This window comes from Henriciella sp., from assembly GCF_049649345.1.
Taxonomy (GTDB): domain Bacteria; phylum Pseudomonadota; class Alphaproteobacteria; order Caulobacterales; family Hyphomonadaceae; genus Henriciella.
In genome coordinates this window covers 1-11,355 of sequence record NZ_JBARZC010000372.1, presented here as the reverse complement: position 1 = coordinate 11,355, position 11,355 = coordinate 1, and the positions used below count along the sequence as shown (strand labels likewise).

At 60.7% G+C, this 11,355-nt stretch carries 12 protein-coding genes and 1 pseudogene; 8 read left to right on the top strand and 5 right to left on the bottom strand.

Features of this window, described 5'->3' with window-relative positions; translation table 11 throughout:
* Nucleotides 1–468 (bottom strand): LptF/LptG family permease (locus tag WA989_RS10245; protein ID WP_424340399.1); only part of this gene is annotated, 468 nt, incomplete at its 3' end.
* A gap of 95 nt (nt 469–563) precedes the next feature.
* On the opposite strand from WA989_RS10245, the gene WA989_RS10240 reads away from it, so the two are divergent.
* Complete coding sequence (locus tag WA989_RS10240) at nt 564–2,030, top strand: leucyl aminopeptidase (protein WP_424340398.1); 1,467 nt, start codon at nt 564–566, stop codon at nt 2,028–2,030.
* 2 nt (nt 2,031–2,032) lie between these two features.
* Nucleotides 2,033–2,503, top strand: a complete 471-nt coding sequence (locus WA989_RS10235) for a DNA polymerase III subunit chi (protein ID WP_424340397.1) — start codon at nt 2,033–2,035, stop codon at nt 2,501–2,503.
* Here WA989_RS10235 and WA989_RS10230 read toward each other — a convergent pair.
* Nucleotides 2,500–2,691, bottom strand: a complete 192-nt coding sequence (locus tag WA989_RS10230; protein WP_424340396.1) for a hypothetical protein — start codon at nt 2,689–2,691, stop codon at nt 2,500–2,502. The two genes, WA989_RS10235 and WA989_RS10230, sit on opposite strands and share 4 nt — an antisense overlap.
* Nucleotides 2,692–2,837: 146 nt before the next feature.
* On the opposite strand from WA989_RS10230, the gene ndk reads away from it, so the two are divergent.
* Together ndk and WA989_RS10220 are read left to right on the top strand one after the other, a co-directional pair.
* Complete coding sequence (gene ndk / locus WA989_RS10225; RefSeq protein ID WP_424340395.1) at nt 2,838–3,260, top strand: nucleoside-diphosphate kinase; 423 nt, start codon at nt 2,838–2,840, stop codon at nt 3,258–3,260.
* 135 nt (nt 3,261–3,395) lie between these two features.
* Complete coding sequence (locus tag WA989_RS10220; protein WP_424340394.1) at nt 3,396–3,833, top strand: BLUF domain-containing protein; 438 nt, start codon at nt 3,396–3,398, stop codon at nt 3,831–3,833.
* Here WA989_RS10220 and purN read toward each other — a convergent pair.
* The gene (gene purN / locus WA989_RS10215) at nt 3,820–4,404 is read right to left on the bottom strand and encodes a phosphoribosylglycinamide formyltransferase (RefSeq protein ID WP_424340393.1); all 585 of its coding nucleotides are present in this window, start codon (nt 4,402–4,404) and stop codon (nt 3,820–3,822) included. The two genes, WA989_RS10220 and purN, sit on opposite strands and share 14 nt — an antisense overlap.
* The gene (purM, locus tag WA989_RS10210; protein ID WP_424340392.1) at nt 4,401–5,426 is read right to left on the bottom strand and encodes a phosphoribosylformylglycinamidine cyclo-ligase; all 1,026 of its coding nucleotides are present in this window, start codon (nt 5,424–5,426) and stop codon (nt 4,401–4,403) included. Before purM ends, purN begins: the two co-directional genes overlap by 4 nt.
* Before the next feature lie 122 nt (nt 5,427–5,548).
* Here purM and WA989_RS10205 point away from each other — a divergent pair, with 122 nt between their 5' ends.
* From WA989_RS10205 to WA989_RS10190, 4 genes are read left to right on the top strand one after another with little or no spacing between them, the layout of a single operon-like run.
* Complete coding sequence (locus WA989_RS10205) at nt 5,549–6,565, top strand: hypothetical protein (RefSeq protein ID WP_424340391.1); 1,017 nt, start codon at nt 5,549–5,551, stop codon at nt 6,563–6,565.
* Nucleotides 6,562–7,281 (top strand): hypothetical protein, encoded by a 720-nt coding sequence (locus WA989_RS10200; protein WP_424340390.1) that lies wholly within the window; start codon nt 6,562–6,564, stop codon nt 7,279–7,281. The genes WA989_RS10205 and WA989_RS10200 overlap by 4 nt, the downstream gene beginning before the upstream one ends.
* Nucleotides 7,281–9,476 (top strand): RNA degradosome polyphosphate kinase, encoded by a 2,196-nt coding sequence (locus WA989_RS10195; RefSeq protein ID WP_424340389.1) that lies wholly within the window; start codon nt 7,281–7,283, stop codon nt 9,474–9,476. Before WA989_RS10200 ends, WA989_RS10195 begins: the two co-directional genes overlap by 1 nt.
* A complete protein-coding gene (locus WA989_RS10190; RefSeq protein ID WP_424340388.1) occupies nt 9,469–10,986 on the top strand; it encodes a Ppx/GppA family phosphatase in 1,518 nt (505 codons plus the stop codon). The genes WA989_RS10195 and WA989_RS10190 overlap by 8 nt, the downstream gene beginning before the upstream one ends.
* Here the strand turns inward: WA989_RS10190 and WA989_RS10185 are convergent.
* A pseudogene (locus tag WA989_RS10185) lies at nt 10,983–11,355 on the bottom strand (ribonuclease D); the annotation flags it as partial. The gene WA989_RS10190 and the pseudogene WA989_RS10185 sit on opposite strands and share 4 nt — an antisense overlap.

Sequence of the window (11,355 nt, the reverse complement as noted above, 5' to 3'; positions counted from 1 at the left end):
GTCCTCTCCCGCTGACGTGAACTGACCGGGCCGGACAAGAGAAGTCGCAAGGTCGGCGCGCGCCTGGGTGACGGTCTCGCGGAGCGTACGCTGCGCGCTCGGCTGAACCCATAGATTGACGGCAAGGTGGGCCAGCGCCGCCAGAACGGCCAGCCGGATGATCGGCGAGGCGATCTGCCAGCGTGTCATGCCCGCCGCGCCGGCGACCACGATCTCATTGTCCCGGTGCAGCTTGTTCAACGACCAGATCGTCGCGACGAAGATGGCGAGCGGTGTCAGCAGTGCGATGACCTGCGGCGAGCCGAGGGCGACGACATAGAAAAAGGTGATTGCCGACTGGCGGTTCTCGACGATCAGATCGGTCTGCGAGAGCCCTTGCGCGAGAATAGCAAGCAAGGTCAGGCCGCCCACAATCACGACGACAGAGCGAAAGACCTGTTTGAAAAGATAGCTCTGGACGCGATTCATAGGGGTTTCAGGTGCTATTTTTTGCGCTGCGCCTTGCCTAGCGAGTTGATTGGCGCGCGTCGATGCTTAGTTTCGGCAACAAACGGAGTTTATTCATGAAAATCAAATTTGCTGAACAGGCCGATGCAGAGATCGCTGCCTTTGTTATTGACGAGAATGGAAAGCTGCCCGCGGCAGCGGCGAAACTGGACGAGACAACTGGCGGACTTCTGTCTGAAGCCCTCGCCCAGGAGCGCTTCACCGGCAAGCTTGGCCAGCAGGCCTATGTCGTTCTTCCCAAGAGCGCGCCCTCGCGCCGGGCCGTGCTGATTGGCGGCGGTAAGGCTGCTGACCGTGATGCCCGCAAGAAAGAGAGAATCGGCGCCATGCTCGTCAAGTCGCAGGGCTCAAGCGGCTTCAAATCACTCGCGCTGCACGTCGAAGACGTCGATACAGCGACGCGCGCGGCGCAGGGCGCCGAACTCGCCTCGTACCGGTTTGATGACTATTTCACCAAGCTGAAAGACGATGACAAGCCGAGCCTCGAAGAGGTCACGCTCATTCTGTCTGAGGCTGGCAAGGCCGGGGAAGACTACAAGCACTACGCCGCGGCTGCAGCTGGAACGGCGCTGGCCCGCACGCTGGTCAACCTTCCGCCGAATGATCTTTACCCCGAGACTTATGCCAACCGCATCAAGGAGCTTGAGGAACACGGCCTGGAAGTTGAAGTGCTTGGCGAAGCGGAGATGGAAAAGCTCGGCATGGGCTCCCTGCTCGGCGTCGGGCAGGGCAGCGTCAAGGAATCCAAGCTCGCCATCATGAAATGGAATGGCGGCAACAAGGACGACGCACCGGTCGCGCTCGTCGGCAAGGGTGTCTGCTTCGATACGGGCGGTATCTCGCTGAAACCCGGGCCGGGCATGGAAGACATGCGCGGCGATATGGGCGGCTCTGCCGCTGTGGTCGGTACGATGCTGTCGCTTGCCATGCGGAAGGCGAAAGCCAATGTGGTCGGCCTCGTTGGCCTCGTTGAGAACATGCCGGACGGCAATGCGATCCGGCCCGGCGACATCCTGAAATCGGCCTCCGGTCAGACGATCGAGGTCCAGAACACCGACGCCGAGGGCCGTCTCGTCCTCGCGGATGTGCTCTGGTACGCGCAGGAGTACTACAAGCCAGAGGCCATCGTGGACCTTGCCACGCTGACAGGCGCTATCGTTGTCGCGCTCGGCCACCATCATGCCGGTCTGTTCACCGATGATGACGGCATGGCCGACGCGCTGACAAAGGCGGGTCTCGAATCCGGCGAGCGCGTCTGGCGCCTGCCGCTCGGATCTGAGTATGACAAGCTGCTCAAATCGAAATTTGCGGATATGCGCAATATTGGCGGACGGGCTGCAGGCTCAATCACGGCCGCGCAATTCCTCAAACGCTTTATCCGCGACGGCCAGAAATGGACGCACCTCGATATTGCCGGTGTGGCCTGGGTCGAGGGTGACAAATCCCCGATCGATCCAAGTTGGGCCTCCGGCTTCGGCCCGCGTCTGCTCGATCGCTGGATCGCTGACAATTACGAGGGCTAGTCTTGAGCGAGCCCGGCAAGCCTGAATGGTGGTTCTACCATCTGAAGCGCACGACGCTTGAACAGGCGGCCGGGCCCCTGCTTGAGAAATGTCTGGAACGGGGCTGGCGCGTGCTCGCTGTCAGCCCCGATGTCCGCCGCCGGGGCGCGCTTGATGCCGCGCTCTGGACCTATGACGATCAGAGCTTCCTGCCACATGGCCAGGCCGAGGCGGCAGGGCTCGATCCATCGAAACAACCTGTGCTGATCGCCGAGAAGGGTGATAATCTGAATGCGGCAGCTGTCGCACTTCTGATGGATGGCGCGGACCTGCCGGTGGATGCGCCCTATGAGCGCTGCATGGTGATGTTCGATGATGGGGATGCGCCGGTGCGAACCAAGGCGCGGACACTGTACAAGGCGGCCTCCGATGCAGGGCTAACGACCAGGTACTTCCAGCAGACTCAGCAAGGCGGCTGGAAAGAAGCAGGCTAGGGACCCGAAGGCCCTTTGGCGGGCTTGGACAGGAGCAGGATCACCAGGGACACAGCCGTGATGATGCCGAGCGTGCCGAGAATTTCGACGCCATAATCGGGCAGCGTGCCGGTCCACAGCCAGATCACGGCGTAGACCGCAGAGATCAGCACTGCGAGGGCGATCATCATGCGTAGAATTCCGATCATCGGGCCTGTCCTTTCTGATTTCAGCGCGAGCTGAGCGGTCTACACTAACCAACTGAAGGCTTCGTGTCAGTAGCTGTTGCCCCCAAAGCACTGCCCCGCTATAGGCCGCGCCAAGCGTTTTCAACAAGTTTTCAAAGGAGCCAAGCATGGCTGTCCAACGCACATTCTCCATTATCAAGCCGGACGCGACCGAGCGGAACCTGACCGGCGCGGTCAACGCTGTTATCGAGAAAGCCGGCCTGCGCATCATCGGTCAGCGCCGTATCCTGATGACGCGCGCCCAGGCCGAGCGTTTCTATGACGTGCATAAGGAACGCCCGTTCTTCGGCGAGCTGGTCGACTTCATGACCTCCGGCCCGGTCGTCGTTCAGGTGCTCGAAGGCGAGAACGCCATCAAAGCATACCGCGATGTGATGGGAGCGACCAATCCTGCAGAGGCAGATGAGGGCACGATCCGTAAGCTCTATGCGAAATCGATTGGCGAGAATTCGGTGCACGGCTCCGACAGCGAAGAGAATGCGGCGATCGAGATCGCGCAATTCTTCAGCCTCGCTGACATTACAGGTTAGGCGCGAACCGATATCAGCCGTTAACGGCTCAAAGGGGCTCTGCCGCAGATGGTGGAGCCCCTATTTTTTGGTAAAGCTGTCTTAACCAGCATCTGCTCAGAATATGTCTTCAAAGACGCAGAAGAGTCGCCAGTCATGAAACGCATCATCTATTTGAGCAGCGCGCGGCACAATCTGAAACCGCCCCATATCAAAGATATCCTGACGGTCTCGCGCGAAAACAATCGCAAGGCCGACATGACCGGCCTGTTAGTGTTCCATGACAGCGTTTTCCTTCAGGTTCTCGAAGGTCCGGACGAGGCCGTCAGCGAAACCTATGCCCGCATTGAGCGAGACTGGCGCCATACAGATTGCCGCGTTCTGTTTGATGAACCGGTGGTCGAGCGAGCCTTTGCCGAATGGGCGATGGCTTACAAGATCGCTGATGACCTTGAGGCCCGCCAGATCCGGCAGCTCAATGATATTCAGACTGTGGCGCGGACCTGCAAAGCAGGCGAGTACGCCGATCATCCGTCGCTCGACGTGTTCCTTCGCGCCTTCCTCGCAAGTTTCAGACTGCTCAATGCCGCCTGATAATCTCGCAGGCGCGCCGTAGCGCTTGCGGATAGAGGCGATGTTCTTCGGAAAGCACCCGCGCCGCCAGGGTTTCCGGGGTGTCATCCGGCCGGACAGCAACGCGCGCCTGCGCGATCACATCGCCTTCGTCGACACCTTCACTCACCCAATGGACCGAACAGCCCGCTTCGCTGTCGCCGGTTTCGATGGCGCGGGCGTGCGTGTTGAGCCCGGGATATTTCGGCAGAAGAGACGGATGAATGTTGATCATGCGGCGATGCCACCGGGTCACGAACCATGGTGTCAGCACCCGCATGAAGCCAGCCAGCGCGACGATTTCGATGTCATGGGCGCGCAAGGTCTCGTCCATGGCGCGTTCGAATGCCTCTCGGGATGCGAAATCCTTGTGCGGAACCGTCGCTGTTTCGATGCCACATCCCTTCGCCGTTTCAAGCCCGCCGGCGTCGGGTCTGTTTGAAAGAACCAAACCGGCTTCGGCGGGATAGTCAGGCGCGGCGGCGGCTTCGAGGAGGCGCTCCATATTGGAGCCTCGTCCCGAGATCAGCACGGCGAGCCGCAGCCGTTTCACGCCGCCTGGACTTCGCCGATAATAACAGGGGTCTCGCCCAGCGATTTCAGCGCTTCGAGCACGGCGTCGGCATCGGCTGGTGCCACGGCGAAGACGAGGCCGATCCCCATATTGAAGGTGCGGTGCATTTCGTCTTCGGCGACACGGCCCTCTGCCTGCAGCCAGTTGAAGACCTCGGGCACATGCCAGCTCTTGCGGTCGAATTTGGCGTTCATGCTGTCCGGCAGCATGCGCGGGACGTTTTCCGTCAGACCGCCGCCGGTAATATGGGCAAGACCCTTGATCTTGCCGCCGCGAATAAGCGGCAGGGCCGCTTTCGAATACAGGCGAGTCGGGGCCAGCAAGGCTTCGCCTAGCGTTTCATTCGAAAACGGCGACGTTGCATCCCAGGCAAGACCTGTGCGCTCGACGATGCGGCGGATCAGTGAATAGCCATTCGAGTGGGGGCCCGATGAGGCAATGCCGATGAGCATGTCTCCAGCGGTGATGTTATCAAAGCGCGGCAGGATCTGCTCGCGCTCGACAGCGCCGACGACGAAGCCTGCAAGATCGTAATGGCCCGGCGGATACATGCCCGGCATTTCGGCCGTCTCGCCGCCGACAAGCGCGCAGCCGGCCTGCTCGCAGCCTTTCGCAATGCCGGAAATCACGGCTTCAGCGATGCCGGCTTCAAGTTTGCCGCAGGCGAAATAGTCGAGGAAGAAAAGCGGCTCGGCGCCCTGGGCGAGCACGTCATTCGCGCACATGGCGACCAGGTCTATCCCGACCGTGTGGTGAATGCCCGTCTCAAAGGCGAGCATCAGCTTGGTGCCGACCCCGTCTGTGCCGGAGACCAGCACAGGGTCCTTCCAGCCTTCCCGTTTGAGGTCGAATAGTGCGCCAAAACCACCGAGGCCGCCCATGACACCGGCGCGGCGCGTCGCCTTCGCCATCGGTGAAATGGCGTCAACAAGCCGTTCGCCTGCCTCAATATCGACACCGGCGTCTTTATAAGAAAGCGGAGTTTGGTCTTTGGTCGTCATGGGTTGAGCGCGTTAGCATGAGCGTCATGCTTCTGCCAGCCAAGAAGCGGTTTCAGATACACAAGAGGCCTGCTAGGTAGGGCGGGACGGATTCGAGAAAGGCATGAGAGATGATTCGGATATTGATTACAGCTCTGTTTGTCTTCGCCGGATTTGGCGCGCAAGCGCATGCGCAGACCCGCGAAATTTATACGATCCGTGACATCTCCGTCGATGAGCGCGCCGCTACAGTGATCGAAGCCCAGCAGAAAGCCTTTGCATCCGCGCGCATCAAGGGCGCCTACAGGCTGATCGACAGGCTGACGCTGGCCGAAGACAGGGTCGGCAAGATTCCATCCGGCAGCATCGATGCGGAAACGGCCAACCGGCTTGCGGCTGCTGTTGATGTCGAAGAAGAGGTACGCGGAGGCGGGCGCTATGTCGGCAAGCTCGCCATCGTCTACAATCCGGTCATGGTCCGCAGCTTCCTGGAAGAACGCTCCATTCCCTATGTCGACAGCGCAGCGCCCAAAGCGGTCATCTTTCCGGTGTCGGACCGGTTCGACAGTGCGTCCTGGTCTGCAGCCTGGCCGGACCAGTCGACGGGTCGTCTGGCGCCATTTGTTGTGTCGCGCAGCTATTCGGTAACGCCGCAGTCAGACTGGTTTAGCCTGCGCCCCGACGTGGAGTCCGCGAGCGCCAGGCGTGCCATCAAGGCTGTGCTGGGCGGGCGCCCGGGTGCCTATCGCGTGAATCTCGTTTCGGTCACTGCCGCCGGTGAAACCGACCTCGGGTCCACATCCATCGTCTCGACGACGGAGGAGGCTGCAAACGCGGCGGCAGAGACACTGGACGCGATCTGGAAGGACCAGTCGATTGTCCGCTCGACCGAACGCACACCAGGCCGATCGACCGTATTCTTCACCTCGCTGGTCGAATGGAACACGTTGCGCACCGCGCTTGCCCGCTCGCCCCTGATTTTCGATTTTGCGGTCGAGGGGCTTTCGAAAGAGGGCGCTGTCGTCAAATTCGCCTATGCCGGCGACCAGCAAAGACTGGTGAGCAATCTGCGCGAGCGCGGCGTGACACTTGACCCTGACAGGGCAGGGTGGGTTATGACATCTGCAGTCTCGCAGATGCCCGTTTTGAGTGAAGAGTGACCCCGTCAGACGACAAGCCCAGAAAAAGCAGGCAGCTAAACCTGGATTTTCCAGAAGCCGCGCCGACGCTCGATACACTCGCTGTCACCTCATCGAACCGGACGGCCATCGCGGTCCTCAAACGCTGGCCGGACTGGCGCACACCGACGCTTGCACTCGTCGGCGCGCCAAAATCCGGGCTGACGACATCGGCTGAGGCCTGGGCGCGGCATGCAGACGGCGAGGTCATTTCGGCCAAGTCGTTTGACAAGCTCTCTCACAAGAAGATCGAAAAGCTCTCTGCCCGGCCCGTCGCGATCGATCTTGGCGAGGCTGTCAGGAATGAAGACAACCTTCTGTCGATCATCAATCTTTGCACCCGGTTCGGCGGGTCGGTCCTGCTCACAGGCAATGCCTCGCCGGCCCGCTGGAAGGTCCGGGCGCCGGACCTTGCGTCCAGGCTGAAAGCGATGACGCTGATCGAGCTTGGCGCGCCGGATGACGAGATGGTGTCGATCCGGCTGCGACAGGCGATGAAACGCCGCTTCCTGAAATTGCCGCGCGAAGTGGAAACCTACCTTCTCGCACGGCTCGAGCGCAGCTATGGCGCGATTGAAACTTTCGTTGAAAATCTTCACGAGATGATAGATGGGCGTGAGGTAACCATTCCTCTTGCGCGGCTGGTGCTGGACGAGATGGATGGGACACGCTCGCTATTTGACGAAGAGGACAATTGATGGGCCAGACTGCCGACACTGAAGAGATGACGGTCAGTCAGTGGATGTCCCGTCCGCAGCGCTTTCTGAACCGCGAACTGTCCTGGCTCAAATTCAATGAGCGGGTTCTGGAAGAAGCGCACAATATTTCCCATCCGCTGCTGGAGCGGCTACGCTTCCTGTCGATCTCCTCAAGCAATCTCGATGAATTTTTCATGGTCCGCTATGCGGGCCTGCGCGAACAGTTCCGGGCCGGCGTGACGCGCGTCAGCCAGGACGGGATGACGCCCGGCCAGCAGGTCGAGGCTATCGAGAAACAGTCCGCCTCCCTGATGGAAGCCCAGCAGTCCTGCTGGAAAGAGCTGCGTGATCTGCTCGCCGATGAGAAGGTTCACGTCCTGAGGATGCGGGAGCTTTCCAAATCGGACGTGAAATGGCTGCGGGATCATTTTTCAGCAAATGTGTTTCCGATCCTGACGCCGCAGGCGGTCGACCCGGCCCATCCATTCCCCTTCATCCCCAATCTCGGCTTTGCCGTCGCCTTTCAGCTCGTGCCTGAACAGGCCGGCGGGGAGGCCATGGTCGGCCTGGTGCCGATGCCGGCATTCTCGCCGCGCTTCATTCGCCTGCCGGACAAGGCGAAATCCGGGATCCGCTTTGTGCGGCTGGAAAGCGTCATTGCGCTGTTCATGGACATGCTGTTTCCGGGCTACAGCTCAAGCGGGCACTGCGTTTTCCGCATCGTTCGCGATAGCGACATCGAGATCGAGGAAGAAGCCGAAGACCTCATCCACGAATTCGAGATTCTGCTGAAGCAGCGCCGGCGGGGGCGGATCGTGCGCATTCATATTGATGGCGACGCGCCGGATCCGCTGCTCGACTTCATCCTGCGCGAAATCGGTTCCGAGCCGCGCGACGTGATGATCCTGCATGGATTGCTCGGCATGAAAAGCCTTGCAGAACTCATCATCGAAGACCGGGCCGATCTCCAGTTCAAACCCTATGAGCCGCGCTATCCAGAACGCATCCGCGAGATGGGCGGGGACTGTTTCGCGGCGATCCGGGCCAAGGACTTCATCGTCCACCACCCCTACGAATCCTTTGATGTTGTGGTGCAGTTCATTCGCCAGGCTGCGCTCGACCCTGATGTGATCGCGATCAAACAGACGCTCTACCGCACAACGCTCAATTCGCCCATCGTGTCGGCGCTGATGGAAGCGGCCGAGATGGGAAAGAACGTCACGGCGCTTGTCGAGATCAAGGCCCGGTTTGACGAGGAAACCAATCTCAGGCTGGCGCGCGATCTGGAGCGGGCAGGGGTGCAGGTCGTCTATGGCTTTATCGACTACAAGACCCACGCCAAAGTCTCGCTCGTCGTGCGGCGTGAAGGCCAGAAACTGCAATCCTATACGCATTTCGGCACGGGAAATTACCACCCGGTCACCGCCCGCATCTATACAGATCTCTCGCTGTTCACCGCTGATCCGGCCCTCAGCCGTGATGCGAACCGGCTCTTTAACTACATCACCGCCTACCGCGAACCGCCTGAAAACGCCCCCGATTTCGAGAAGATCGCCATGTCACCGCGCACGCTTGAGAAAAAGCTCGTCGCGATGATCGACAAGGAGGCCGAAGCGGCAAAGGCCGGCAAGGAGAGCGGCATCTGGGCGAAGATGAATTCGCTGGTCGATGGCGATGTGATCGACGCGCTGTACCGCGCGAGCCAAGCCGGCGTGCCAATCAATCTCGTCATACGCGGCATCTGCTGCCTGCGCCCGCAAGTGCCTGGCCTGTCGGACAATATACAGGTGAAAAGCCTGATTGGCCGCTTTCTGGAGCATTCGCGTATCGTCTGCTTTGCGAATGGCGACAATCTTCCATCGACCAAGGCAAAAGTTTTCATCTCATCTGCCGACTGGATGCAGCGAAATCTGAAGCGGCGCGTTGAAGCTCTCGTGCCGATCGAGAACCCCACTGTGCACCGCCAGGTCCTGAACCAGATCATGATCGCCAATCTCAATGATGACGAGCAGAGCTGGGAGATGGACAGCGACGGTAATTTTTACCGGTTGCGGCCCCCAGAACGCGGCGACGGCTTCAGTGCGCACCGCTATTTTATGGAGAATCCGAGCCTGTCTGGCCGCGGGAATGCTCTGGTCGTTAGCCTGCCGCCGCGCCTTGCCCCGAAAAAGCGAAGCAAGAAGCTGAATGCCTAGCGCTATTCCCCCGGAAAAGTCTGCCGTCGTCGACATCGGATCGAACTCCGTTCGCCTTGTCATTTACGAAGTTACCGGGTCTGCGGCGCTTCCCTATTTCAATGAGAAAGTTCTCGCCGGTCTGGGGCGCGGCCTGCCTGAAACCGGAAGACTGTCCGAGGACGGCGTCGAGAAAGCTCTGGCAGCACTTCGCCGGTACCGCGCCATCCTGACAGGCCTCGGCGTCAACCGCGTCATCGCTGTTGCCACCGCTGCGGTGCGCGAGGCCGAGGATGGACCGGACTTTGCGCGGCGCGCCGCGACGGTACTGGGGGCCAAGCTGCGTATTCTGAGCGGCGCCGATGAAGGCCGCCTCTCTGCGCTCGGCGTAAAAGTCGGCTTCGACATGGCCGACGGCGTCGTCGGCGACCTTGGCGGGTCCAGCCTCGAATTCCAGCGGATCACGCCCGCCGGACAGGACGGGCGCGGCGAGACCCATCCGCTCGGCCCATTCTCGCTCTCCATGTCTGACGGCACCAAGATCAGCGATCACCGCAAGGCGATCCGCAAGCTTCTCAAACACTCGCAAATCCTCTCGTCGGGCGCCAAGCGGCTCTATGCGGTGGGTGGCTCTTGGCGGGCACTTGCCAGCGTGCATATGGACCTGACCGCCTATCCGCTCGGTATCTTGCACGGCTACCGGATGTCCGGTCAGGCGATCCGCAGTGTGACGCGGGAAATCCTCTCCATACAGCGCGACAAGGATATGGCCTCGCGCGTCTCCTCGATTGTTGGGCGCCGGTTCGACACGATTGTCCATGCGGCGCTCGTCCTCGATGAAGTGTTCGATTACGGGGAGTTCAAGGAAGTCATCGTGTCTGCCAACGGTCTTCGCGATGGCGTGCTATTCGATCAGCAGGAACGCCCGCTTTTTGAAGGCATCGAGCGCCCGTTCGGCGATCCGCTCATGGACGGGATAACCGCCTTCCTGCGGCTTGGCCGGCCCCAATATGAGTTTGGTCTGGCGCTCTATGACTTTGTGGCGCCCGTCCTGCCGAAATCGGCGAACCGGCAGCGAATATTCAGGGCTGCCTGCCTGACGGCCGATTGCGGCGCGCGCTTCCATCCTGATCACCGGGCTGACATGGCGTATTATCTCATCCTGCGCTCCCCGATCAGGAGCGTCAGCCATGAGGAACGTGTCATGCTCGCCCATGCGATCGGGGCCCGCTACACACACAAATTCCAGAGGCCGAAAGCGTTTGCGCGGCTCGGGCGGGAGTCTGATGACCATCTCGCCCGGGTTCTGGGCGCTGCCATGCGGCTCGGCGCGATCTATTCAGGCCGCTCGGCGCCCCTGCTGGACCAGATCCGGCTGCGGCCTACCAAGTCGAAACTGCATCTCGATGTCCGCAAAGGCAGCGAGGACATGGTCTCCTCCACGGTGGAGAAACGGCTGAACCAGCTCGCCTCGATTCTCGATCTGGAGGCGCAGGTTTCCGTTGCAAGCGAGGTGAGCGCTGCGAGCTAGGATTTCGGCTCGAACAGTCGCACCTGCCCGTCCTGGAACGACAGGGCCAGCTCGCCTGTCAGCAGTGCGCGGGCCTTCTTGCCGAACACGTCGCGCCGCCAGCCATTCAGCGCCGGGATTTCCTCGGACGTTTCCCCGCGCGCAAGCCTTTCGATATCAGCCGCATTGGCGATCAGCCGCGGGACCACATTGATGTCGTCACTAACCGCCTTCAGCAGCACTTTCAGCATTTCCGGCGCGCCGGGCGGCGTCTGGGGATTATGCTGGCGCTTCGGGAGTTTCGGGGCGTAGGCGCCGGGATCGGCAATCGCCATTTCCACCGTCTCGATCAGGCCCTCTGCATTGCGCGAGCGAATGAAACCATTCGGC

Bases quoted from the DNA above. Each gene is read 5' to 3' on its own strand.
- WA989_RS10195 (WP_424340389.1), top strand. From the start codon at position 7,281: ATGGGCCAGACTGCCGACACTGAAGAGATGACGGTCAGTCAGTGGATG.
- WA989_RS10240 (WP_424340398.1), top strand. From the start codon at position 564: ATGAAAATCAAATTTGCTGAACAGGCCGATGCAGAGATCGCTGCCTTT.
- WA989_RS10230 (WP_424340396.1), bottom strand. From the start codon at position 2,691: ATGATCGGAATTCTACGCATGATGATCGCCCTCGCAGTGCTGATCTCT.
- ndk (WP_424340395.1), top strand. From the start codon at position 2,838: ATGGCTGTCCAACGCACATTCTCCATTATCAAGCCGGACGCGACCGAG.
- WA989_RS10190 (WP_424340388.1), top strand. From the start codon at position 9,469: ATGCCTAGCGCTATTCCCCCGGAAAAGTCTGCCGTCGTCGACATCGGA.
- WA989_RS10220 (WP_424340394.1), top strand. From the start codon at position 3,396: ATGAAACGCATCATCTATTTGAGCAGCGCGCGGCACAATCTGAAACCG.
- purM (WP_424340392.1), bottom strand. From the start codon at position 5,426: ATGACGACCAAAGACCAAACTCCGCTTTCTTATAAAGACGCCGGTGTC.